General features: G+C 59.6%; 21 protein-coding genes and 1 pseudogene. 14 read left to right on the top strand and 8 right to left on the bottom strand.

Annotated elements, in window-relative coordinates:
• Positions 1-57: 57 nt before the first annotated feature.
• Positions 58-1,359 carry an ABC transporter substrate-binding protein gene (locus QE432_RS07595; RefSeq protein ID WP_065687730.1) on the bottom strand — a complete coding sequence of 434 codons (1,302 nt, stop codon included), beginning with the start codon at positions 1,357-1,359 and terminating at the stop codon, positions 58-60.
• A 196-nt stretch (positions 1,360-1,555) separates the two neighbouring features.
• Between QE432_RS07595 and QE432_RS07590 the strand changes: the two genes are divergently transcribed.
• Genes QE432_RS07590 through QE432_RS07580 form a run of 3 tightly spaced genes read left to right on the top strand, consistent with a single transcriptional unit; the run spans position 1,556 to position 4,568 of the window.
• Complete coding sequence (locus QE432_RS07590; protein ID WP_003510733.1) at positions 1,556-2,755, top strand: ROK family transcriptional regulator; 1,200 nt, start codon at positions 1,556-1,558, stop codon at positions 2,753-2,755.
• Between the two features lie 53 nt (positions 2,756-2,808).
• Complete coding sequence (locus QE432_RS07585) at positions 2,809-3,909, top strand: Gfo/Idh/MocA family protein (RefSeq protein WP_065687731.1); 1,101 nt, start codon at positions 2,809-2,811, stop codon at positions 3,907-3,909.
• 17 nt (positions 3,910-3,926) lie between these two features.
• Complete coding sequence (locus QE432_RS07580; RefSeq protein ID WP_003510737.1) at positions 3,927-4,568, top strand: ThuA domain-containing protein; 642 nt, start codon at positions 3,927-3,929, stop codon at positions 4,566-4,568.
• A 47-nt stretch (positions 4,569-4,615) separates the two neighbouring features.
• Here the strand turns inward: QE432_RS07580 and QE432_RS07575 are convergent, their stop codons facing one another.
• Positions 4,616-5,974 carry an amidase gene (locus QE432_RS07575; RefSeq protein ID WP_003510741.1) on the bottom strand — a complete coding sequence of 453 codons (1,359 nt, stop codon included), beginning with the start codon at positions 5,972-5,974 and terminating at the stop codon, positions 4,616-4,618.
• Between the two features lie 346 nt (positions 5,975-6,320).
• On the opposite strand from QE432_RS07575, the gene QE432_RS07570 reads away from it, so the two are divergent.
• The 3 genes from QE432_RS07570 (at position 6,321) to QE432_RS07560 (ending at position 10,533) form a co-directional block, all read left to right on the top strand.
• Positions 6,321-8,639 carry an EAL domain-containing protein gene (locus tag QE432_RS07570; protein WP_065687732.1) on the top strand — a complete coding sequence of 773 codons (2,319 nt, stop codon included), beginning with the start codon at positions 6,321-6,323 and terminating at the stop codon, positions 8,637-8,639.
• Between the two features lie 30 nt (positions 8,640-8,669).
• Positions 8,670-9,563, top strand: coding sequence for an amino acid ABC transporter substrate-binding protein (locus QE432_RS07565; protein ID WP_060642281.1), 894 nt, complete (start codon positions 8,670-8,672; stop codon positions 9,561-9,563).
• A gap of 67 nt (positions 9,564-9,630) precedes the next feature.
• Positions 9,631-10,533 (top strand): amino acid ABC transporter substrate-binding protein, encoded by a 903-nt coding sequence (locus tag QE432_RS07560; RefSeq protein ID WP_003510747.1) that lies wholly within the window; start codon positions 9,631-9,633, stop codon positions 10,531-10,533.
• Positions 10,534-10,578: 45 nt separating this feature from the next.
• On the opposite strand, the gene minE is transcribed toward QE432_RS07560, so the two are convergent.
• From minE to minC, 3 genes are read right to left on the bottom strand one after another with little or no spacing between them, the layout of a single operon-like run.
• Entirely contained in the window at positions 10,579-10,839 is a 261-nt protein-coding gene (gene minE, locus QE432_RS07555; protein WP_003510750.1) for a cell division topological specificity factor MinE, read from the bottom strand.
• Positions 10,836-11,651 (bottom strand): septum site-determining protein MinD, encoded by an 816-nt coding sequence (minD, locus tag QE432_RS07550; RefSeq protein ID WP_003510752.1) that lies wholly within the window; start codon positions 11,649-11,651, stop codon positions 10,836-10,838. The genes minE and minD overlap by 4 nt, the downstream gene beginning before the upstream one ends.
• Before the next feature lie 37 nt (positions 11,652-11,688).
• Positions 11,689-12,417, bottom strand: coding sequence for a septum site-determining protein MinC (minC, locus tag QE432_RS07545; RefSeq protein WP_003510754.1), 729 nt, complete (start codon positions 12,415-12,417; stop codon positions 11,689-11,691).
• Between the two features lie 410 nt (positions 12,418-12,827).
• On the opposite strand from minC, the pseudogene QE432_RS07540 reads away from it, so the two are divergent.
• The 7 genes and pseudogenes from QE432_RS07540 (at position 12,828) to uxuA (ending at position 19,893) form a co-directional block, all read left to right on the top strand.
• Positions 12,828-13,516 (top strand): annotated as a pseudogene (locus QE432_RS07540) (HAD family hydrolase).
• 231 nt (positions 13,517-13,747) lie between these two features.
• Positions 13,748-14,464, top strand: a complete 717-nt coding sequence (locus tag QE432_RS07535; RefSeq protein WP_013761517.1) for a FadR/GntR family transcriptional regulator — start codon at positions 13,748-13,750, stop codon at positions 14,462-14,464.
• 61 nt (positions 14,465-14,525) lie between these two features.
• Positions 14,526-15,500, top strand: a complete 975-nt coding sequence (locus QE432_RS07530) for a sialic acid TRAP transporter substrate-binding protein SiaP (protein ID WP_013761518.1) — start codon at positions 14,526-14,528, stop codon at positions 15,498-15,500.
• 61 nt (positions 15,501-15,561) lie between these two features.
• Complete coding sequence (locus QE432_RS07525; protein ID WP_013761519.1) at positions 15,562-16,134, top strand: TRAP transporter small permease; 573 nt, start codon at positions 15,562-15,564, stop codon at positions 16,132-16,134.
• Positions 16,135-16,138: 4 nt separating this feature from the next.
• The gene (locus QE432_RS07520) at positions 16,139-17,545 is read left to right on the top strand and encodes a TRAP transporter large permease (protein WP_003510762.1); all 1,407 of its coding nucleotides are present in this window, start codon (positions 16,139-16,141) and stop codon (positions 17,543-17,545) included.
• A gap of 76 nt (positions 17,546-17,621) precedes the next feature.
• The gene (locus QE432_RS07515) at positions 17,622-18,668 is read left to right on the top strand and encodes an L-idonate 5-dehydrogenase (protein ID WP_065687734.1); all 1,047 of its coding nucleotides are present in this window, start codon (positions 17,622-17,624) and stop codon (positions 18,666-18,668) included.
• 16 nt (positions 18,669-18,684) lie between these two features.
• Positions 18,685-19,893: a mannonate dehydratase gene (uxuA, locus tag QE432_RS07510; RefSeq protein WP_065687735.1), complete on the top strand. Its 1,209-nt coding sequence runs from the start codon at positions 18,685-18,687 to the stop codon at positions 19,891-19,893.
• 28 nt (positions 19,894-19,921) lie between these two features.
• Here the strand turns inward: uxuA and QE432_RS07505 are convergent, their stop codons facing one another.
• A complete protein-coding gene (locus QE432_RS07505; protein ID WP_034501960.1) occupies positions 19,922-20,275 on the bottom strand; it encodes an antibiotic resistance protein VanZ in 354 nt (117 codons plus the stop codon).
• Positions 20,276-20,520: 245 nt separating this feature from the next.
• Between QE432_RS07505 and QE432_RS07500 the strand changes: the two genes are divergently transcribed.
• Entirely contained in the window at positions 20,521-22,032 is a 1,512-nt protein-coding gene (locus QE432_RS07500) for an aldehyde dehydrogenase (NADP(+)) (protein ID WP_065687736.1), read from the top strand.
• A 58-nt stretch (positions 22,033-22,090) separates the two neighbouring features.
• Here the strand turns inward: QE432_RS07500 and QE432_RS07495 are convergent, their stop codons facing one another.
• A complete protein-coding gene (locus QE432_RS07495; RefSeq protein ID WP_003510767.1) occupies positions 22,091-23,089 on the bottom strand; it encodes a TRAP transporter substrate-binding protein in 999 nt (332 codons plus the stop codon).
• A gap of 16 nt (positions 23,090-23,105) precedes the next feature.
• Positions 23,106-24,938, bottom strand: a complete 1,833-nt coding sequence (locus QE432_RS07490) for a TRAP transporter large permease (protein ID WP_025595730.1) — start codon at positions 24,936-24,938, stop codon at positions 23,106-23,108.
• Positions 24,939-24,965 lie beyond the last annotated feature (27 nt).

Here is a 24,965-nt window from a genome sequence, read left to right as displayed (position 1 = left end):
TCATTCAGGCAGATACTGCGGCGCCGCGTCCCGCGCGGCGCCGTCATGGAACCGAAATCAGCGAAGCTCGAAAGCATCCTGAATTTGCTTGGCGCCTTCTTCGGCGCTCATCTGGCCGGAAACGATTTCGACGGAGACATCGTTGACCACGCGGCCAACGGCAGCGCCCAGTGTCTGGTCGAAGAAGTTCTGGTGCCAGGTAGAGCTTGCAAGCTGCTTGGCCGAATCCGCCAGCAGCGGGTTCTTGACCGCTCCATCCGCACCCGTCGCAACCGGCAGGATCATGCCCGCAGCCGCCATCTTTTCTTCACTTTCCTTGCTGGTCAGGAAGGCCGCGAAATCGATCGCTTCCTTGGAAGCGTTTTTCGTAACTGCCCAACCATTCAGACCGCCCAGCGTGTCAGTGACTTTGCCAGCACCACCTTCGACGGCGGGAAAGGCGAAGCGACCGATATTGTCTGCCGCAAGGCCTTTGCCGTCACCGGCATTCTTGCGCTGGTTGGCTTCAGTATTGTCAAAGCCGAGGATCATCGCGGCCTTGCCATCACCGAAGACGCCGAGCGCCTGGGGCCAGGTAGAGCCGAGATAGCCGGGCTGGAAGGGTTCGAGCTTGCCGAACTCGGCCAGTTGCTCGCCCGCCTTGATGATGGAGGGAACCATGAAGCCTTCACCCTCGCCCTTGCGGGCGGCGTCGAACACGGTCTGTCCGCCATTGCGCATGACGAGATAGCTCCAGTAGAAATGGATCGGCCATTTTTCACCGCCACCACCGGCAATCGGAACGATGCCCGCTGCCTTGATTTTCTTGACGGTGGCGCCGAGATCGTCCCAGGTCTTGATGTCTTCCGCCTTTACGCCCGCCTTGGCAAACAGCTCCTTGTTATAAAAGAAACTGACGAGGCTGACGCGGTAAGGCACGGCCCAGACCTTGCCGTCAAACGACAGACCATCGATTGCGGCCGCGCTATAGGCTTGGCGCAGCTTGCCACCATCGGCGTCGAAAACTTCCGTCAGGTCCTTCAGCGCACCGGTTTTGGACTGTTCTTCAAGAACACCGCCACCCCAGCTATAAAAGAAATCGGGAACGTCGTTGGACTGCAGCAGGGTAGGCAATTTTGCCTTGAACGCCTCGTTTTCCAGAAACTGCAGTTGCACGTCCACGTCAGGATGTTTGGCCTCATAGTCCTTGGCAATCTCCTCCCAGACGGCCACGGATTTCGGGTCCAGCTCCACATGCATCCATTTAACGACAGTTGCGGCCGAGGCGCTTGCGGCGCCGAGCATGAGAGCAATGCTTGTCGTTGTGGCAAAGCCTATCAGCCTGCCGCTCAGGCTTGCGCCTGCGTGCCTAATCGTCATGATCGTGATCCTCCCTCGGGGATTTCCTCATTTATTCCCCAATGCGGATTAATTCACCTTAGCATTCGCTTATTGTCAAGGCGCCATGCTGATTTTTTGAGCGAACGGCTTGACACACCCCTCCCTCACACCGTTATTTAATCCGCAATCCGACATAAATTGGTTTTCGAACCGGCATTGATCGCAGCAGGACCCCATGAAGACCGCAGACCCAGAACTGATGCGCGCGATCAACCGGCTAAGCGTGCTGGACAGCATCCGCCGCCACGGACCGATCTCCCGGGTGGAAATCAGCGAAAGAACGCAGCTTTCCACCACCACCGTATCCGCGATCACCGCATCGCTGCTCGATGACGGGCTTATCCTTACCCGCCATATCGGCGATATCCGCACGGAGGGCGCCCGCGGCAGGCCGCGGGTGATGCTGGAGCTGAACCCGGATGCGGCCCGCGTGGTGGGCGCCAAGATTGCGGCAAGCCGCATGGTCTTCGTCGTCACCGATTTTTGCGGCAACGTGCTGTCCACCCTCGCCCTGCCGATCCGTGTAGACCGCCAACCGATCGGCGTCATTGCCGATCTGGTGGAAGACGGGGTGCGGCGTTGCGTGGTCGATGCCGGACTGTCGCTGGAAGATGTGGACATGGTCTGCCTTGGCCTGCCAGGCGTCATCGAACATCGCACCGGCAGGATCCGCAGCAGCCCTATCCTGCGGGAAGTAAACGTCGATTTTGCCGAGGAAATGACCTCACGGCTGAATTCCCCCACCATCATCGAAAGCGACGCCCACGCCATCACGCTTGCCCATCACTGGTTCGGACATGCGCGCGATCTGGAGGACATGGTGCTGATCTCGCTCGAGCAGACACTTGGGCTTGGCGTGATGCATCAAAACCAGCTGTTTCGTGGTGCAGGCGGCCTCAGCCACAATCTCGGCGACCTCGTGATCGGCCTTGCCAGTGAAGGAACCGTGCGGCTGGCGAGCCAGGCGGGCGAGAACGCCATTCTCGGTTCCCGCCCGGTGGACGGGCGTTTTGCAGAAGCTATCAGGCTTGGTCGCGGCATGCAGCATGCCCATGCGCTGATTGCGGCGGAAGACAACGATCTTATAGCGGCAGCCTTGCGCGCCGGTGCAGCTCTTGGCCTGACGCTTGCCAATATCGTCACGCTGTTTGCGCCGCCACGGGTCATCATCACCGGCTCCAGTCTCGAGCTCGGCGAGCCCTTCATTACCAGCATCCGCGACAGTTACAACGCCGCCGTGCCGCCATCGCTGGCAGGCGTCGCAGAGCTGGTTTTCGACGTTGCAAGCGACGAACTGTGGGCGCAGGGGGCGGCAGCCGTCGCACTTTACGAGCTTTACGAATCGCCATGGAACACGACAGGGCCGGCGCTCTAGCCGGCAAGGTTGAGAGTGGGCTTAGGCATTTCTGATTTACGGGAGGAAATCACATGAACAAGGTCGGTATCGGCATCATCGGCTGCGGCAACATCTCCAGCGCCTATCTCAAGGCGATGGCGTCGTTTCCCATTCTCGACATTCGCGGACTGGCGGATATGAACGAGGACGCAGCAAAAGCGCGGGCAGACGAGTTCGGCTTTCAGGCAAGAAGTATCGACGAACTTCTGTCTGACCCCTCCGTGGAAATCATCGTCAACCTGACGATTCCCAAGGCGCATGTGGAGGTGGGCCTGCGCGCACTTGAGGCGGGAAAACATGCCTATTCGGAAAAGCCGCTCGGCATCAATTTCGCGGAGGGTAAACGGCTTGCGGACGCGGCAAAGGCAAAGGGCCTGCGCATCGGTTCGGCACCGGACACTTTCCTCGGCGGCGGGCACCAGACCGCGCGCCGCCTGATAGACGAAGGCGTGCTCGGCCAGCCGGTTGGCGGAACGGCTACCTTCATGTGCCCCGGCCATGAGCGCTGGCATCCCAACCCCGCCTTTTATTACGAAGTCGGCGGCGGGCCGATGCTGGATATGGGACCCTATTACATCACCGATCTCGTCAACCTGTTCGGCCCGGTCGCCAAGGTGGCAGGTTTCGCCATCGCGCCGCGCAACGAACGCCTCATCACCAGCGAACCTAAGAATGGCGAGAAAATCCCAGTCCATGTCGCCACCCATGTTTCCGGCGTGCTGGCATTCAAGAACGGCGCGGTGGTGCAGGTGGGCATGAGCTTCGATGTGGCGGGCCACAAACATGTACCGCTGGAAATCTACGGAACGGAAGGCACATTGATCGTGCCCGACCCCAATCATTTCGGCGGTGAGGTGCAATTGCTGAAAAAGGGCGGCCAGTTCGAGCCGCAGGCACTGTCTTCGCCCTATGCTGACGGCAACTACCGCTCGATCGGCGTGGCCGACATGGCCCATGCGATCCGCGAAAACCGCCCGCACCGCGCCAATGGCGATCTTGCCTTGCACGTGCTGGAGGTCATGGAGGCCTTCCAGACGGCATCGGACAGCGGCACCACCGTTTCCATCACCACCGAGGTGGAGCGCCCTGCTCCTCTCGAAACTTCGCTGGTCGACGGCCAGCTCGGCAAATAATCCCGAGGAGGAAATAAATGCGCGAAGCACTCATCGTCTGGGGCGGCTGGAGCGGCCACGAGCCGCAGGAATGCGCCACCATCGTTAAGGACATTCTCGAAGAGGATGGTTTCAAGGTCTATGTCGAGCACAGCACGGAGGCTTTTGCCGATCCGTCCGTGCATGACCTGAGCCTTGTCGTGCCGATCGTGACAATGTCGAAGATCGAGAAGGAAGAGATCAAGAACCTCACCGCCGCCGTCGAAAACGGCGTCGGCATTGCCGGCTTTCATGGCGGTGCAGGCGACAGTTTCCGCGACTGCGTCGAATACCAGTTCATGATCGGCGGCCAATGGGTCGCCCATCCCGGTAATATCATCGACTATCACGTCAACATCACCCGCCCCGACGACCCGTTGATGGAGGGGATTTCCGATTTCCCCTACACATCGGAGCAATACTACATGCATGTCGATCCCTCCAACGAGGTGCTGGCGACGACAAAATTCACCGGCGACCACGCTTGGTGGATCGACGGTGTAGTGATGCCGGTGGTCTGGAAACGCAAATACGGCAAGGGCCGCGTCTTCTATTCGGCGCTCGGCCATCAGGCCAAGGAGTTTTCCGTGCCGCAGATGAAAACCATGTTCCGCCGCGGCGCCAACTGGGCGGCACGTTAAAGCGTGCATTGAGAGGCGGCCAAACAAGGCCGCCTTTTTCTTTATCATCAGCCCCGAATAATCTCTTCCGCAGCCATCGCCACACCCAGAACGTGGTCATCCGTGCCGTGCAGGCCTGATAGCAGCAGGCCAACGGGCATGCCCGCCTCACCCGTGCCGCAGGGAATGGAAACGCCGCAGAGATCGAAGAAGTTGCCGATCTGGGTGTTGCGCAGGGTCTTGGCATTCATTGCAAAGAAGGTCTCATCATTCTCCACAAGCGGTGCGACCTTGGCCGCGACATGAGGCAATGTCGGCGATATCAGCAGCTCATTCTTGCCAATCATGCCCGAAAAAGCCGCCGTCATGCGTTCGCGCGCCTCGATAATGGCGATGTAATCCGGCAGGGAGATATTTGCGCCCAGTCTTGCTCGCGCAACCACGCGCGGGTCCATGCGAGCCGCATCAGCACCTTCCAGCCGCGCCTTGTGCAGGGCGAAGGCTTCCGCCGTTACCAGCGCACCCTTTTCCTTGATAAGATCGAATAATTGCGAAAAGACCGGGAATGCCTGCCGCCGTACAGAAGCGCCGGCCCGGGAAAGCCGTTCCACTGCCTGCTCGAAAGCGACCGCGACGCCCTCCTCGATGCCATCGAAAAACACTGTTTCCGGCACGACGAGTGACAAGCCGGACAGAGGCGTGCGCGCCGCATCAACAGCCGCCTTGCCACGCATGGCGGCATCTACCCACACGGCGTCCTGCACAGTGCGAGTGAGCGGGCCGAGCGAATCGAGACTTTTAGCCAGCGGATAGACGCCGCGCATCGAGTAACGGCCGCGGCTCGCCTTGTACCCCACCACACCGTTGAAGGCGGCGGGAATGCGCACCGATCCGCCGGTATCCGTACCGATTGCCACCGGCACCAGACCGGCCGCAACCGCGACACCCGCGCCGGAAGAAGAGCCGCCTGGCAGCCGGTGGCCATCCGTGGAAGCGGGATTGCGCGGCGTTCCGTAATGCGGGTTGATGCCAAGGCCGGAAAACGCGAACTCGCTCATATTGGTACGGCCGATGCAGACCATCCCGGCCTCCTTCAGCGCGCTCACCACATCCGCGTCACGGGACGCAGGCGCATCATTCGAAAGCACCGTCGATCCAGCCGTGGTCACAGTGCCTTCGAGATCGAAAAGGTCCTTCCAGGCGACCGGAATACCGTCGAGCACGCCGCAGGATCGACCCTCGCGAATGCGTTTCAAGGCGCCTTCCGCCTCCGCCATGGCCCGCTCCGCCGTCAAGCCGACAAAGATCGCCCGGTCTTCCGATTTCCCGATTGCATCAAGGGTCTCTTCCGCCAAGGCGCGCGGATCAAGATGGCCGCTCTGGATGAGAATGGAAAGCTGCGCGATGTTTTTGCTCTTGTGAGCCATGATATGTTCCCTGAAACCGGCATGTTACGCACAACATGCCGTTTATCGGCAGCTTGGCAAGGTCAATCGCGGTACCCTTGCAACCATAAAGCCCGGTTGATGAGCGCGAAAAGAGGCCCCAATGCATCGTCGTATTTGGCGCCGATGTCCCATCACAAGCCATCGAATATTTCAACCTGAGGTACATATTTTCGGCGCCTTATATAAGCGGCGACTATAAAAAGACGGATTAATTCTTAATCGCATCTAAACTTTGTTGAATTATTTAGCAGACACCATTGAAATACATGCCCTATAAAAATTCCATAAAACAATCATAACGCGACATCGCGGGGGAATATCGCGAATGGAAGAGACTGCCTATCGGGGGATAGATAGACAGACTGAAACCGGTGACACGCTTCGCTCAACGACGCAGCCGGTGCCGGGCCGCTTTTCGCGGCGGCGTTCGCTCGCCAGCAAGATAACCCTGATATTTCTCGGCGGCGTGATCTTTTCCTACAGCATCGGGGCGCTCGTCGGCTGGTACATGTTCGTTGCCGCCGCCAGCGAGCAATGGCTCAACCAGGCCCGCGTCAATTCACAGATTGCCAGCGCCACCCTGCGCAGCATCTATACCTATGTCAGCGTCACCGCCGACACGGACGGACAGGTGAACGGCATCTTGACCGACAAGCCGATTGGCGACGACGCTTCCATCCTCGTTACCGGCTTCAACCCCAGCGACGTTCTCGCCCTCATCGGTGCGCAGACCAAGAATGCCGTCTGGCTTTTCCGCTACGATGAGGCCGATTCCGGATTCCGTCAAATCGCGGCGGCCTTCGACAACGCCACCGACGACGCCGAAAAACCGATTGCCACCGATCCCATCTTCTCCAGAGATGCGGTCGCCGCGCGTTTTGCCACCGGCTTTGCGACGATTGGCGATTCCAGCCATTATATCGGCCTGTTGCCGATCATCAGCACGGAAACGAAAAAGCCGATTGGCGCGGTCGCCGTCAGCATCGGCGGTTCGGACGCGCTTTATGGCGCGCAGCGCAAGCTCATCTACAATTCGCTCGTCGCCCTGATCGTTGTTCTGACCGTCACCGGCGTTCTCGTGACGCTGATTGCCAGGCATTTTCTGAAACCCGTTCCGGCGCTGGTGCAGGCGACACTCAGGATCGCCCGTGAGGAAACCGATGTCGTCACGCCGTTTCAGGATCGACGGGACGAGATCGGCGACATGGCCACCGCCATCGAAACCCTGCGGGAGGCCGTTCTGGAACGTGGACGGCTCAGGCAGATCCGCGACATGGCGCAGCAACTGGAACATATGGCCCATCACGATGCGCTGACGGGGCTTCCCAACCGCGTGCTCTTGATGAAGACGCTGGAGAACCGTCTCGAACATCTTTCCACGTCAGGCCAGCCGTTCAACGTCATGCTGCTCGATCTCGACCGCTTCAAGGCCGTCAACGATACGTTGGGACACGCGGCAGGCGACGCCCTGCTGGTGGCCGTGGCCTCGCGGATTTCCTCCGTGCTCGGTGAAAGCGACATGGTGAGCAGGCTCGGCGGCGACGAATTTGCGATCATACAAGCGGTGAGCGATAATTGTCGCGAGGATGCGGGCGCGCTGGCAAAGCGCGTGGTCCATGCGGTCTCGCGCAGCTTCAGCCTCGAAGGTAGCCATATAAGCGTCGATACCAGCATCGGCATCGCCTGCGCGCCCGATCACGGCAACTCCGCCACCCAGCTTCTGCAACATGCGGACCTTGGTCTCTACCGGGCGAAATCCATGGGATGCGGCTTTTTTGTCTTTTACGAGCCTGGCATGGACATGGCGGCGCAGCACAAGCACGCGCTCGAAATAGACATGAAATCCGCGCTCGAAAACCACGAATTCGAGCTGTATTACCAGCCCGTGGTCAATCTGGAGAGCGGCCGCATTGTCGCCTACGAGGCCCTTGCCAGATGGCGGCACAGCAAGCTTGGCATCATCACGCCGGATCGCTTCATAACGCTTGCCGAAGAAAACAATTTCATCAAACCTCTGGGCGAATGGGTTTTGGCGCAGGCCTGCATGGACGCCATGACCTGGCCCAGGGATATCCGACTTGCCGTCAATCTTTCCGCCGTGCAGCTTTGCAATGACGATATTGTCCCGATCGTTGACGGCGCGCTGAAAGCCTCCGGCTTCCCGGCCGAGCGGCTCGAGCTTGAAGTGACGGAAACGGCAATGCTGGAGCGCGACAACAGCGCCAGGGCTTTAAAGCTGCTGAAGGAAATGGGCGTCCGCCTCGTGCTTGATGATTTCGGCACCGGTTATGCCGGGTTGAGCACGCTGACGCATGTTGCCTTCGACAAGATCAAGATCGACCGCGAATTCGTTTCCGGCCTGCCGGAAAATCCAATGTGCTCGGCCATCGTCAACACCATCATCGACATGGCAGAACAGATCGGCCTGAAAGTCACCGCCGAGGGCGTGGAAGACAAGAAACAGGTCGAGGCCCTCAAGCTTTCCGGATGCGACGAGGCACAGGGCTATTATTTTGCCGAGCCGGCGCCGCTTGCCCGGATACTCAAGAACCGTGCCGTCATCGCCCAAACCGGAAACGACGAATATAGCGACGTCGGGCGACCGATGCAGGAAACCTATTACCCGCCACAAAAAGCGATTTGAGAACGCGGCTGACAGCCAAAAGGACATAAAATGCGCATTTCAGTATTTTGCCTTTTCCTCACATGCTTTATCCCCACAACTCCGGTGCAGGCCGCCGGCGAAGGCGATACGCTTCGGCAGATTGCCAAGACCGCGAAAATCCGCATCGGTTATCGTGAGGCCGAACCGCCGTTTTCCTATCAGCTGCCGGATGGAGAAGTGACCGGCTTCTCGACTGATCTTTGCCGCGCGATCAGCGAGGACATCCGCACGCAACTGAAGCTGGACAAACTCGACATTGAATATGTAAAGGCCACGCCCGCAACCCGGTTCATTCTCGTCCGTAGCGGCAAGATCGATATTGAATGCGCGGCGACGACCAACAACAGCGAACGCCGGAAAATGGTAGATTTCTCCTATCCGAATTTCATGACCGCTACGCAATTTCTCTCCCGTAAACAGGACAATCTGAAGAGCCTTGCCGATCTGGCCGGACGCTCCGTCACATCCGCCTCCGGCACGGTCAACATCGAGCAGCTGAATGCGGTGAACCGCGAAAAGAACCTAAATATCTCGGTGATGCCCACAAAAACCAATGAGGAAGCCTTCGAACTCGTCGTTGCCGGCAAGGCCTCTGCTTTCGTCATGGATGGCATATTGCTGGCGGCGCTGGCGGCAACATCGGAGAATCCCGACCTCTACGCGCTCTCGGACGAAACGCTGAGCGCACCCGAACCGTACGGCCTGGTGTTTCGGCGCAACGACCCGGCCTTCAAGGCGGCGGTCAACGAAAGCCTGCGGCAGATCTTCACCGGTCCCACCATTCACGGCCTTTACGAAAAATGGTTCACCAAACCCATTCCGCCCAATGGCATGAACCTGAACCTGCCGATGACCGCCTCGTTAAAACAAGCCTATGACCATCCGAGCGAATACCGGGACTGAGGGAGTAAAAACCCCACCTCTATTTTATGAAAATGTTTTGACAGATAATTTTGGCTGGAGATGCGCGATGCAGAGATCGACATTGTGGCTCATGCTTGGGGTTTTTAGTCTTTTACCCACCATTGCAGCCGCCGACGAGACCCAACCGCCTACACTCGAAACCATTGCCAGAACCGGCACCATCCGGCTCGGCTTTGCCGACAGAAATCTTCCCTTTTCCTATATGGGAATTGGTCCGGAGCCGATCGGTTACAGCATCGAACTGTGCCTGAAGGTGGCGGATTCCATCAAGAAGAAGTTGGGCCTGCCGGAATTGAAAATCGATTTCGTCAAGCGCACCCCCAGCAACCGCATCACGCTTCTCAATGACGGCACAATCGACATGGAATGCGTGGCGAGCACGAATACGGAGGAAAGACGCAAGGCAGTGTGGTTTTCCTACAGCCACTTCATCACCGGCACGCGTTATGTCGCGCTGAAATCAAGCAACATGACAAGCGTCAGCGATCTTGCCGGACGAACCGTGGTGGTGACGACGGGAACGATCAATATCAGTCAGCTGAATGTGCTTAACCGCAAACTGGGACTGAACATCGCCGTCCTGCAAAATGACAGTACGGAAGGCAGTTTCGACATGGTGACGGAAGATCGAGCCTCGGCCTTCGTCATGGACGATATTCTTCTGAGGTCCTTCGTCGCTGAAACGGGCAAGCCAGAAGACTATTCCATCTCGAACGAATATCTCGCCCCACCACAACCCTATGGCCTGATGCTCCGACGGGGCGACACCGCCTTCAAGAACGCCGTCAACGAAGCCCTTGGGAAAATTTATGCAAGCGGCGAAATCAACGCGATCTACGACAAGTGGTTCAACGCGCCGATCCCGCCGAACGGCATTAACCTCAAGCGCCCGCTTCCCGACGATCTGGCCGAGGCATTTAGAATGCCGGTCGATACGACGGCCGAGTAAAGAAAAACGCCGCCCTGCAAGGGGCGGCGGTATTCGGAGAAAACATCACGCGGCGCGCAGGTCGGCGCTCAACGGTATCTCGACATCGATCTCCAGTATGGAGACGTGCTCGTCACGATCCATCTTCACATGCACCCGATCGTTATCGATCTGCACATGCTTGGCGATGACGGCGAGAATTTCTTCCCGGAGGACGGCGACGAGATCGGTTCCCGACGACGCCCTTTCGTGGGCAAGCAGCACCTGCAGTCGCTCGCGCGCAAGCGGTGCCGACTTTTGTTTACGGAATAGGCCGAAAATGCTCATGCAGCCCTCCTAGCAAAGATCTTGGAGAAGATACCCCGCTTTTCGCCCGGAATGACCACCGGAATGTCCTCGCCTGACAGGCGGCGGGCAGCGTCGAAGTAAGCCATGGCAGGTGCACAACGGGCATCCGCGAGCGTAACCGGTGCACCGACGTTGGAAGCACGCAGCACATCCGTGCTTTCGGGAATGATACCGAGCAGCGGAATGGAGAGGATTTCCAGAACGTCGTCGACCTTCAGCATGTCGCCGCGCTCGGCACGGGCCGAATCGTAGCGCGTCAGAAGCAGGTGCTTTTCCATGCGCTCGCCGCGTTCGGCCTTCAGCGTCTTGGAATCGAGCAGGCCGATGATGCGGTCACTGTCACGCACCGAGGAGACTTCCGGATTGGTGACCACGACGGCCACATCCGCATGGCGCATGGCCAACGTCGCTCCGCGTTCGATACCGGCCGGGCTGTCGCAGATGACCCAGTCGAAATGTTTCTTCAACTCGGCGATTACCCATTCCACGCCTTCCGGCGTCAGATTGTCCTTGTCGCGTGTCTGCGAGGCGGGCAGCAGGAACAGCGTCTCGAGGCGCTTGTCGCGGATCAGCGCCTGCGTCAGCTTGGCATCGCCCTGGATGACGTTGACGAGATCGTAGACCACCCGGCGTTCAGCACCCATGACGAGATCGAGGTTACGCAGTCCGACGTCAAAATCGACAACCACGACCTTCTGCTTGTTCTGCGCCAATGCGGCGCCAAGCGCTGCGGTCGAGGTGGTCTTGCCAACCCCGCCCTTGCCGGAAGTAACAACGACTACCTTCCCCATACGGCTCTCCTGTTCCTGTGTTGTTTTCTCTATGTCGTCAGCCAAGTTTTTCGGCCTTTATCGTATCGTTTTCCAGCCACAGCTGAACGGGCTGGCCGCGCAGCTTGTCGTCAATGTCCTCGGCAACCTTGTAGACGCCGTCGATTGCCAGTAGCTCCGCTTCCAGCTTGCGGCAGAAGATGCGCGCCGAAACATTGCCAAGCGAACCGGCCATGGCGCGACCGCGCAACGCCCCGTAAATATGCACCGACCCGCCCGCGATGATTTCCGCACCCGAGGCGACCGAACCGATGACGGTCACATCGCCTTCGGGGAACATGATCGACTGGCCGGAGCGCACCGGCTCGTTGATGACCAGCGACTGGACCACGGCCCGAACCTCGCCCGAAGCGCGCGGCTTTTCTTCGGGCAATTCGGCGGCAATGGCGACGGGCTCGACCTCGACATCTGAAGCGGGCTTTCCGCCCTTCAGCGACGGCGGCATGCCCGGCTCGATCATCGAGGGGCGAACACCTTCGATCCCCATGATGCCGACATTACGTTCCGTCAGCGCTGCCAGCAGAGCCTTCAGCCCTGCCTTGTCCAGCGACAGCTCAGACGCATCCAGAACCACCGGACGCGACAGGAAGAACCCGGCTGAACGTGCAGCAAGATCATCCAGCCGTTCCAGCCATTGATCGAGCGGAGCTTCAGGGGACAGAACGACCGCGAGGAAGGAGCGGCCTTTGATACGGATCGAACGCTGGTCTGTTAGCACTTTGGTCATCTTGGTAAACAAATCGTTGACAATTAGGTACCTCGAATATGGTTAACAAATGGTTAACAACGCCCCTTAAACGACGGTTTCGTTAAGAGAATTCCGCTGCGAAAAATCTCATGCACAACATTCATAAGCTCCGTTTAGCTTTTGATTTTGCGAACTTTGACTTCTTTCGAAAACTCACAATAGCAGTTGATCCTTGCTGCAACCTGACGCCCGCATGACCGTATGCGGACGCCGCCTCCCCTGCCTGACCATGCCCCGAGTCGCAGTCCGTGCAAACTGCCCGATTCCGGCACGATGTCTGCCACTGGCGGATGGGTCGCCATTTGCTTGATGAGCGGAAAAACGATTCCGTTATGCCTGCCGATGCTATAGACACGAGGCCAACCCGACACATCCAACGGAAGAATGCGATGCACAGCAAAGTCCCGGCGACCGCCCAGATCTCCTCGCGCGAATATGGCGCCTTCCTGTTCGACATGGATGGAACGCTGCTGAATTCCATTGCGGTGGTGGAGCGGGTCTGGCGCGAATGGGCCGTAGACAACGGCATAGAGCCGGAGGCTTTCCTGCAGCGCATCCATGGCATGCGCGCATCCGAGGTTGTGCGTCGCGAGGCAGTTCCCGGCCTCGATATCCAGGAACAGGCGGATATGCTTTTGCAAAAGGAAATGGACGATGTTGACGGCATCCTCCAGATTCCGCAGGCAGCCGCATTTCTTGGGAAACTGCCGGCCGGAAAATGGGCCATCGTCACCTCCGCCGCCCGCGCCCTTGCCGAACTCCGGTTGGCTGCGGCAGGCCTCACACCGCCTCCAGTGATGATCTGCGCCGAGGACGTTGTGAACGGCAAGCCTGACCCGGAGGGTTACAGAAAGGCTGCTGCGAAGCTCGGCGTCGCACCTGAAGACTGCGTCGTCTTCGAAGATGCGCCCGCCGGCATTCTGGCGGGGGAAAGCATGGGCGCAACGGTCGTAGTCATTAACGCCACTCATTCGCATCCCATCGAAACGCCGCACCACTTTCGATCGGTGGGTACGGTGAGCTGGACGTCACTATCGGCGACGGCGGCGGCTTGAAGCTCACAAGTAACAAGGGCTGAAAAGCCAACCCAAACATGCGGTGTCATCCTCGGGTCTGCCCCGAGGATCAATCACGTTTCGTAAAATCCAATCCATTGCGCCGAGCCTGCTGCACCGGTCCCCAGTCTTTCGCCGTGTAGTTTTCCTCTAGCGGCCAATTGACAGCACCGCATAAATCCTACCTAATAAAATTGGTAAGACCATCTTACCGCTTGCGCGAAGGGGGGAGACTTTCGCGCTGGGAGGACATCATGTTTGTGGCTCTGGAGCCGCGCCGCCTCTACAGGCTGGTCGCGGAACAAATTCGCTTGCTTATCGAGAGCGGGGAACTGACGGACGGTCAGCGCCTGCCGGCGGAGCGCGATCTGGCGGAACGTTTTGGCGTGTCCCGCCCGACGGTGCGGGAAGCACTGATCGTTCTGGAAGTGGAAGGCCATATCCATATCCGCATGGGTTCGGGCGTGTATGTGAACACGTCGCGAACGGCTAACAAGGCAAAGTCACCCGTGCCGGACGCGCACGGCCCATTCGAAATCCTGCAGGCGCGCTGCATCATTGAAAGCGCTATTGCCGAGGAGGCCGCGCGGCTTGCCACGTCTGAATGCATCGCCAGGCTGGACGACATCATCGAACGCATGGCCGGGGCGCTCGACAATTCGCCGCAGGCCCTCAACCTGGACCGCGCCTTCCACACCGCCATTGCCGACATCATCGGCAACTCGGCGCTGAACCGCTTTACCGGCCTGATCTATGACGAGCGCAGCCTTTCGCCCTATTTCGAAAAGCTCGCCAGCTATTTCGAGGGTCCTCACACATGGATTCTTGCCGTTCAGGAACACCGGGTGATCCGCGACGCGATCGCGGCGAACGATCCGGAAGGCGCACGCGAGGCGATGCGCCAGCATCTGACGCTGTCGCAAAAGAGATTTTCCGAGAGTTTCGGGGAGGAAACGATCGGAGAAGAGTGACCGCGCCGAAACCGGCGACGGGAAAAACAGAAATCTGGCTTTAATTCGGGAGGAGTTAAGAATGAAAATCAGATTGTCGACTTTGATGGGCGCAACCGCTGCCATTTTGCTTTCGGCTTTGGCGGCACAGGCGCAAACAACGCTGAAATGGGCGCATGTCTACGAGACCTCCGAACCGTTTCACACGGATTCGGTCTGGGCTGCGGAAGAAATCGCCAAGCGCACCGACGGCCGCTACAAGGTGGATGTATTCCCCGCCTCGCAGCTCGGCAAGGAAGCGGATATCAACCAGGGCCTGAAGATCGGCACGGTGGATATCATCATCTCCGGCTCCAGTTTTGCCGCACGTGACTTCAAGCCGATCGGCGTCACCTATTTTCCATATATCTTCCGCGACCCGAGCCATCTGATCGCCTATACCAAGAGTGATATCTTCAAGCGTCTTGCCAAGGGTTACGAGGACAAGACCGGCAACCACATCGCCGCCGTCAGCTATTACGGCACGCGCCACACCACGTCGAACAAGCCGATTGCCAACTGCGCCGACATGGCGGGGCTGAAGATGCGTGTTCCCGACGTTCCGGCCTATCTCGCCATGCCACGCGCCTGCGGCGCCAACACGACGCCGATCGCATTCGCAGAAGTCTATCTGGCGCTTCAGAACGGCACGGTCGATGCACAGGAAAACCCGCTGACCACCATTGAGGCAAAGAAGTTCTTCGAAGTGCAGAAGAACATCGTGCTGACCGGCCACATCGTCGACCACCTCAACACGGTGATCTCGAAGAACCTGTGGTCCAAGCTTTCCGATGAAGACAAGAAAATCTTCACGGACGTCATGCAGGAAGCCGCCGTGCGGACCACGAAGACAATCGAAGGACGCGAAAAAAGCCTCGTGGAAGAGTTCAAAAAGCGCGGCCTGAACGTCGCAGAGGTGGACAAGGCGGACTTTGAGAAGAACGTCATGGAGAAGGTGAAGTTCGAGGACTTCGGTTACGACAAGGCCGACTGGGAAGCCATTCGCGCCGTCAAGTGAGCCAAGATCCGGTGCGGCCTCCGTTGCCGCACCGCCCTTTCTCTCCAGACGGGATATCTCAATGTCGCAGGAAATTCATACTCAGGTCACGCCTGAAGAACTCGCCCACACGTTTGACGAGGCGCCGCCCGAAGTCGACCTGAAGGTCTACGCCTTCGAGGACTGGGTTACGCTTGGCCTTTTCTGGCTGATGACAGGTTGCGTGTTCCTTCAATTCTTTACCCGTTACGTGCTTAACGACAGCTATGCCTGGACGGAAGAAATCGCCGTCAACTGCCTGATTGGCGTGGTGTTTCTAGGTTCGGTCATGTGCGTGCGCATGTCACGCCACATCCAGGTGGATGTGCTTTATCACTACGTTCCGCCGCAGGTTGCCCGCGTCATGTCGATCCTTGTCGACGTGCTGCGCATCGTGTTCTTCGCCTACACCTCGTGGCTGATGTGGCGGTATCTGGAAATCGTCGCGGACGAGGAAATGGTCACCGTCGCCCTGCCGCGCAACATCGTTTTCTATACGGTTCTGGCCGCTTTCGTCCTGATGTTCTTCCGTTCGGTGCAGGTCTTCATCGCCAATATGCAGCGTGGCTATTCCGTTCTGGAACGGCCGGAAGAATTCCAGAGCGCGGGGGATTGAACATATGCTTATTCTTATCGGCTCGTTTCTTCTGTTGATGCTGATCGGCCTGCCGGTCGCCATTTCAATGGCCACGGCATCGCTTCTCTACATCGTCTCGTATAATGTCGCGCCAGATATCATCGCGGCGCAGCGTCTGATTGCGGGCGTGGAAAGCTTCCCGCTTCTCGCCGTTCCCTTCTTCATCCTTGCCGGCAATCTCATGAACACGGCGGGGGTGACGGGACGCATCTATTCCTTTGCCGTGGCGTTGGTCGGCTGGATGAAAGGTGGTCTGGCACAGGTCAACATCATCGGCTCGGTAATCTTTTCCGGCATGTCCGGCACGGCCCTCGCCGACGCCGCCGGCATCGGCACCATCGAAATCAAGGCAATGAAGGATCATGGTTATCCGGTCGAAGCGGCCGTCGGCGTCACCGCCGCTTCCGCAACGCTCGGGCCGATCTTTCCGCCATCGTTGCCCTTCGTCATCTACGGCATGATGGCAAACGTCTCGATCGGCGCACTGTTCATGGCCGGCATCGTTCCGGGCGTCGTCATGACGCTTTTGATGATGATCACCGTTGCCGTTTTCGCCTACGTCAAGGGTTGGGGTTCCGATACGCCGTTCAACCTCAGAACCATCTTCGGCGCTTCGCTTGAAGTGCTCGTCGTCATGATGGTACCGCTCGGCATCTATCTCCTGACGCTGTTTGGCCTGTCGCTCAACCTGTCGATCCTGATCGTGCTGGTGGTCTTGCTTGCCTGCGACTGGTATTTCGACTTCTCTGCCGTGATGGCCCTGATGACGCCGGTGATCCTGATCGGCGGCATGACGATGGGCTGGTTCACGCCGACGGAGGCGGCTGTCGCGGCCGTGTTGTGGTCTCTGTTCCTCGGGCTTGTCCGTTACCGGACGATGACGTTCAAGTCGCTGGCAAAATCGACCTTCGACACGATAGAGACCACGGCATCGGTTCTCTTCATCGTTGCGGCGGCATCAATCTTCGCATGGCTTCTGACGGTGAGCCAGGCAGCACAGCTGCTATCGGCGGCGATCCTGACGATCACCGACAGCAAGTGGATTTTCCTCCTACTGGTCAACCTGCTGATGCTGTTCGTCGGCTGCTTCCTAGACACGATCGCGGCAATCACCATCCTCGTGCCGATCCTGCTGCCGCTGGTGCTGCAGTTCAATATCGATCCGGTGCATTTCGGCCTCATCATCACCCTCAACCTGATGATAGGGCTGCTGCATCCGCCGCTCGGCATGGTGTTGTTCGTGCTCTCACGCGTGGCGAAACTCTCCGTCGAGCGCACGACCGTCGCCATTCTGCCGTGGCTGGTGCCGCTGTTCGTGGCGTTGTTGCTGATAACCTTCATTCCGGCGATCACGCTATGGCTTCCGACGGAAATGGGTCTGATCCGCTGACCAGGACATCCCCTGCCCGCGCGGCTCGCCGCGCGGGTTTCATTCATCCAATCCACATAAGATGAGAGGCATCGTCATGCAGACACGCGTGGCACGTCTATACGGCCGTGAAGATATCCGCGTCGAAACGCAGGACATGCAGGCCCCCGGCCCCGGTGAAGTGCTGCTGACCATGGCGGCGGGCGGCATTTGTGGTTCCGATCTACATTATTATCAGGACGGCGGCTTCGGGCCTGTGCGGGTGCGCGAGCCGATCATCTGCGGCCATGAGGCATCGGGGCGGGTGCAGGCGCTGGGCGAAGGCGTCAGCGGGCTCGCACTCGGCCAGCTCGTCGCCGTCAATCCCTCGCAGCCTTGCGGCCATTGCCATTTCTGCCTGAAGGGCCAACCGATCCATTGCCTCGATATGCGCTTCATGGGCAGCGCCATGCGCCTGCCGCACGAACAGGGCATGTTCCGCGATCGGCTCGTGGTTCCCGCAAAACAATGCGCGACATTTTCAGACACCACTTCGCCCGCCGAAGCCGCCTGCACCGAACCGCTTGCGGTCTGCCTGCATGCCGTCGCACAAGCGGGCGATCTGACCGGCGCCAAGGTGCTGGTAACGGGCGCCGGGCCGATCGGCCTCTTGACGATTGCCGCCGCCCGCCATGCCGGTGCCGGCATCATTCTCGCCACCGACCTGACCGATGCGGCGCTGGAGCGCGCGCCCGCCATGGGGGCGGACCGCACCATCAATGTCGCGAAAAACGCAGAAGCACTTTTACCCTATCAGGACAATAAGGGGTATTTCGACGTCGTTTTCGATTGCTCCGCCGCGGCACCTGCGCTTCGCGCCGCCTTCGCCTGTGTACGTCCGCGCGGCACTGTCGTGCAGGTGGGCGTCACCGGTGACATAACCATTCCGCTCAATGCGCTGGTGGGCAAGGAAATCCTCTGGCGCGGCTCGCAGCGTTTCCACGACGAATTCGCCATTGCCGCCCGCCTGATCTCCACGCGCGGGATCGATGTGCGGCCGATCATTTCCCACAGCTTCCCGCTTGAAGAGGCGAAATCCGCATTCGAGCAGGCTGGAGACCGCTCCGCCGCCTGCAAGGTGCAGCTGACATTTTCCGCAGAATGATATTTGAGGATAAAAAATGAGACATACATGGCGCTGGTTCGGCCCGGTGGACAAGGTCACGGTTCAGGATGCGGCTCAGGCAGGGGCGGAAGGCATCGTAAGCGCGCTGCACCACATCGCCACCGGCGATGGCTGGCCGGTGGACGAGATCGCCAAACGGCATGAGGCGATCAAGGCCGGTGGGCTGTATTGGGACGTGGTGGAAAGCGTGCCGGTCTCCGAGGAGATCAAAACCCAGACGGGCGACTGGAAAAACCATATCGCCAACTGGCAGGAGACGCTGCGCCGCCTCTCCGCCACGGGCATTCGCACCGTCTGCTACAATTTCATGCCGGTGCTGGACTGGACCCGCACCGATCTGCGCTGGGAAACGAAGCACGGCGCAAAAGCCATGCGTTTTGACCTTTCCGATTTCGCCGCCTTCGACATTCACATTCTCAAACGCCCCGACGCAAAGGCCGATTATCCGGAGTGGCTGATCGAGGAAGCGGCAAAACGTTTCGCCGACATGCCGGATACGAAGATCGCCGCACTCGGACGTAATATCGGCGCGGGCCTGCCGGGTTCGGCGGATGGTTACACGCTCAGCCAGCTTCTCGAAAAGCTGCGCTCATATCACGGCATAAACCGCGAAAAACTGCAGCAGAACCTGATCGATTTTCTGTCAGAAGTGACGCCGGTCGCGGAAGAGGTCGGCATCAACATCTGCGCCCACGGCGACGATCCCCCATGGCCGCTGCTCGGCCTGCCGCGTATTCTTTCAACGGAGTCCGACTACGCCCATATGCTCTCGCAAGTCGACAGCCGGGCCAATGGCGTTACGCTCTGCACCGGCTCGCTCGGCGCGCGGGCGGATAACGACCTGCCCTTCATCGCCAGCCGTTTTGCAGACCGCATCCATTTCGTGCATCTGCGCAACGTCACGCGCGACACGGACACCGTGCCCTGCTCCTTCTTCGAGGACGAGCATCTGGAAGGTGGAACGGATATGGTCGCCGTTATCGCAGCACTTCTGTCGGAAGAATCCCGCCGTCGCGCGGAGGGCCGTGCAGACCACACCATTCCGATGCGGCCCGACCATGGCCAGGAAATCCTTGATGACCTGACGCGCGGGGCGCAGCCGGGTTATCCCGCCATCGGCCGATTGAAGGGGCTGGCAGAGCTTCGCGGCATCGAGCGCACGCTGTCGCATGGCCGTTTCGGATTGGCGAAGCAGGCTAATTAAGCCGTCACGATTGGCCGCCGGCAGCCTCTTAGCTTGCGGTCAATCGCGTCCTGAATTGAAGATACGAAAAGGCGGCAAGCCCACCGGCAATGGCGCCAACGGCTTTCACAACTGCATCTGTCATATGCGGATGCCGTGTGGGCGACAGAAATTGCAGCGCCTCGATGCCGAAAGCCGCCACGACACCCGCGACAATGATGGCAAGCCAGTAACGCGGATAGGCCAGCACGAAGGCAGCCGAACAGAAGGCAAAGGCGGCGGCGCGGTCGATGCCGACGGTCGTCAGCGTATGCGGCCGAAGCCCGATCGGGCAAACTGTAACGATCACGATCAGCAGCAGAACCGACCAGGCGATGTATTTCGGAAGTCTATTTGTCATCATGGCGTCACAATAGAGCGCTGCGCGCATAAACGGAAGATCGTCTTTTTCTTCCACCGCCCAATAAATCACACTTTTTGGACAGATACTGCACAAACCGGCTTTCGCTGAAGCCTTACTCGGGCTAAGGCAGAGAGCAACCGGACAAGGATCGCGGCTGATGGCCTTTCAGGCTGTCGCCCTTCGGTCCGGTTTTACGGTATCGGGTGGATTTTCCACACAGGATCAGATTTTCAGGGAAGAGCACAATGAGTTTCAAGCCGCACGGCAAACATCTGGTTGCAGGAGAATGGGTCGCCACGGAAGCGAAATTCCGCAGCGAGCCTGCACATGGCGAAGCTTTTGATTTTTCGGTCGGCACCGTCGATCTGGTGAATGCGGCCGCAGAAGCAGCCGAAGAGGCTTTCTGGAGCTACGGCTACACGACCCGCGAAGAGCGCGCCGCATTCCTCGACACCATCGCCGATGAGATCGAGGCCCGCGCCGACGCCATCACTGAAATCGGCACGTCCGAGACCGGCTTGCCCGCAGGACGCCTGCAGGGTGAACGCGGCCGCACCACGGGACAGCTTCGCCTTTTCGCATCGCATATCCGCAAGGGCGACTATCTCGACCGCCGCCACGACGAAGCGCTTCCGGATCGCCAGCCGCTGCCGCGCCCGGATATCCGTCTGATGCAGCGTCCGATCGGCCCCGTTGCGGTCTTCGGTGCGTCCAACTTCCCGCTCGCCTTCTCGACCGCCGGTGGTGATACCGCCGCCGCTCTCGCAGCCGGCTGCCCGGTTGTGGTCAAGGGCCATTCCGCCCATCCCGGCACCGGTGAAATCGTTGCCGAGGCCGTTCTCGCCGCCGTCAAGAAGCACAATCTGCATCCCGGCGTCTTCTCGCTGATCCAGGGCGGCCGCCGCGATGTCGGTTCCGCGCTCGTCCAGCATCCGCGCATCAAGGCAGTCGGCTTCACCGGCTCGCTCGCCGGTGGCCGCGCACTGTTCGATCTCTGCGCCCAGCGTCCGGAACCGATCCCGTTCTTCGGCGAACTCGGTTCCGTCAACCCGATGTTCCTGCTGCCGGAAGCCGTTTCCGCGCGCGGTGAAGCCATCGCCAAGGGCTGGGCAGGTTCGCTCACCATGGGTGCTGGCCAGTTCTGCACCAATCCCGGCATTGCCGTGGTGCTTGCCTCGCAGGCGGATGCTGTGTCGGAAACCGCACGGGCGGCCCTTTCCGAAGTCGGCCCGCAGGTCATGCTGACCGACGGTATCGCCGCTGCCTATCGTGACGGTCGCGACCGCATCGCAGCTGGCAACGGCGTGCGCGACGTTTTGACCACCACCTGCGATCTGCGTAACGCAACGCCTTACCTGTTCCGCGTTTCGGGCAAGGACTGGGTTGCCAACCACGCGCTCGCCGAAGAAGTCTTCGGACCGCTCGGCCTGATCGTGACGGTCGACAGCGCTGAAGAAATGATCGAAGTGGCAAAGAGCTTCGAAGGTCAGCTGACAGCGACCATGCATCTTGACGCAGGTGACGCCGAACTCGGCCGCAAGCTGCTGCCGATCCTCGAGCGCAAGGCCGGCCGCGTTCTCGCCAACGGCTTCCCGACCGGCGTTGAAGTCTCCGAAGCCATGGTTCACGGCGGCCCCTACCCGGCTTCCACGAACTTCGGCGCGACCTCGGTCGGTACCATGTCGATCCGCCGCTTCACGCGCCCTGTTTCCTACCAGAATATTCCTTCGGACGTTCTGCCGCAGGATATCCGCTGATCAAAAAAAATGGGGAGGGCGCTCCTGCGCCCTCCCCATTCACAATAGTGCATCGGTATCAGGCCGACTGGATCGCCTGTATTTTCTCGATGCCGCCGACAGTGCCGGCAAAATCCTGCCAGACGCCCTGCGCACCCTTGCGCCACTCATCCAAGGCTTCCGGCTGCAACACCTTGCCGCCCTTCGAAATCGCAAGCTCCACAGACTTCGCCTCGTCCTCGACGATCAGCTGGTTGAAATAGAGCGCGCCTTCGCTTGATGCTTCGGTCAGGGCCTTCTTCTCTTCGTCATCGAGCTGGTTCCAGAAAGCCGCACCATAATAAACCACGCCCGATGCCCAGATATGGCCGGTCTCGGTCATGTAGGGTACAACCTCGTAAAGCTTGAACCCGGCATAGGCGGACTTTGTCAGATCCATAGCGTCGGCTACGCCGGTTGACAGTGCATTATAGGTCTCGGTGATGGGAATGCCGACCGGCGTGGTGCCGAAGGCGCTCCACAGCTTGGTGTGCAGCGGGCTCTGGATGACGCGGATCTTCTTGCCGTTGAGCTGCTCTGGCCGGGTTACCGGCTCCTTGGTCAGGAGATGGCGCGCACCGTAATTGATGAAGTCTACGGCCACGAATTGCTGCGCGCCAAGCTTGGTCTTCAGCTCGCTGCCGGTCTCGCCCGTCACCACCTTGCGCACATGGTCTGCATCGCGGAACAGGAAGGGCAGATCGAGGATTTGCAGTTCCGGCACCCAGCCGGAGAGCGAAGAGACCGTGGAAAGGCTCGCCTGAACCGATCCGAGACGGATATTTTCCGCCACTTCCTTTTCGCCGCCCAGCGCACCGCTCTTGACGATGTTGAAGCGGAAACGGCCAGGCAGCTTTGCCTCCACCAGCTCGCTGATCTTCACCCAGATTTTCGTCTCCGGCTTGTCGTCCGCGAACAGGGAGGCGACCGTAATGTTACGGGTCCTGGCATTTGCGTTGCGGACGAAGGCGGGCGTGGCAAGTGCTGCCGCACCCGCAGCGGAGAGTTTCAGGAGATTGCGACGATCGATAATAGTCATGAATAAAACCCCGGATTTAGAAGACAATGGCCCAGGCGCAAAGAATGGCGAGGGAAACGAGAAGGGATAGGAGATAGGGAACGACGGCCTGGAATAGCGCTGTCGCCGGAATGCGGGTGACACCGCTGACGACGAAGATCAGCATGCCGAGCGGTGGTGTGAGGCCATGGATCATCAGGTTGACCACGAGAATGACGCCGAAATGGATGGGATCGATGCCGGCCGCGACGGCCGCGGGCAACAGGATCGGTCCAAACAGCAGGATGGCCGCGCCGATATCCAGCACCAGCCCCACTACGAGCAGGATGAGGTTGGAAAGCAGAAGCACCGCGATCTTGCTGCCGCCAAGCAATGTCACGAAATCCGTGACGAGGCCGGAGACGTTATCGACCGCCAGAAGAAAGGCGAAGGGGCCTGCCGTGCCGATAAGGAGACCGATGGCCGCCGCCTCACCGGCTGATTGCCGGAAAGTTGCGAAGATACGCCCCGCGCCCAGCCGGTACCCAAAGCCGAGAAGCAGCGTGTAGAGTGCGGCAAGTGCGGCCGCCTCCGTGGTGGTGACGACACCGATGCGGATGCCGACCACCACGATGACGCCGAGACCGAAGGCGGGTATGGCGGCGATAGCCGAGCGCCAGCGCTCCGTGCCCGTGGCGCGCGGCAGCGTATCGACGCTGCGCACGCTCCAATGGATAGCCACCGCAAGGCAGATCGCCATCAGCCCGCCGGCGAAAAAGCCGCCGACCAGCAACGAGCCCACCGACAGGTTGGTAGCCGTTGCGAGGATGAGAAAGGCAATGGAGGGCGGGATGACATTGTCGAGCACCGACGTTGCAGCGATGATCGCGCCCGCCTGCGCCGGCGGATAGCCGTGTTTGACCAGTTCCGGCTGGAAGGTTGAAGCGCCGAAGGCGGCGTTGGCGACAGAGGAACCGGATGCGCCGGAAAACAGCACGCTGGTCAACAGCGTCGTCTGCGCCAGCCCTGCCCGGCGGTGTCCAACCATGGAGGCGGCGAACCGAACCAGCTGGTTGGCAACGCCCGATTCCGTCAGCAGGCTTCCGGCCAGCAGGAAGAAGGGGATGGCGAGCAGCAGGAATTTCGACATGCCTGTTACCGTTGAGGAAACGATGGCCGGCTCCGGCAAGGTACTGCCGAAGGCGATCGCCACATAGGCTGCGGCGAGAAAGGCATGGGCGAGCGGTGCTGCCAGCACAAGCCCCACCGCCGCCGTCAGCGCCAGAAACAGGCTGGGCGGCAGGCTCGTATCAACGAAGACTTCCGGCAGGCCGACATAGGCCGCAATTGCAATGGTGAGAGACGCTAGAACGGCAAATGTCTTGCCCTCACTGACACGCTGAAGCGCCAGGTAAAGAAGGATCAGCGCGCCACCTGCACCCAGAAAGCCAAAACGCACCCATTCCGGCAGACCGAGCGTCGGAGACGTACCGCCCAGCATCGCCGCGATTTCAACGCCACCGAAGGCGAGGATCAGTGCTGCGATGAAGGAGAAGGCATCCGCCAGAACTTCGGTTGCGGCATGAAACCGCTCAGGCAAAAACCGCACGAAAACATCGAGCCGCATGGCAAGCGCGCTTTTGAGACTGAGCGGCGCGCCGACCGCGATCATCGCCACATGCAGCCAGATGCCGAGATCTTCCGCACCGATGAAGCCGGTGTGAAACAGATAACGCAGGGTGACATTGACCAGCACCACCACGAGAAGAGTTGCAAGGATTGCGGCGGCGACCGCGCCAAGCGCCTTGTCCAGAACGGCAAGCGCCCGCTCCGCCGCACGCTGAGGGCCGATGCGCCATTGTGCAATCGTTGTTGCCGGACCAGCCGTCATGTCTTTTTTCTCCACTCCCGGAAGGCC

The organism is Agrobacterium sp. SORGH_AS_0745, assembly GCF_030818995.1.
GTDB lineage: Bacteria > Pseudomonadota > Alphaproteobacteria > Rhizobiales > Rhizobiaceae > Agrobacterium > Agrobacterium tumefaciens.
This window is presented reverse-complemented; position numbering and strand designations above follow the sequence as displayed.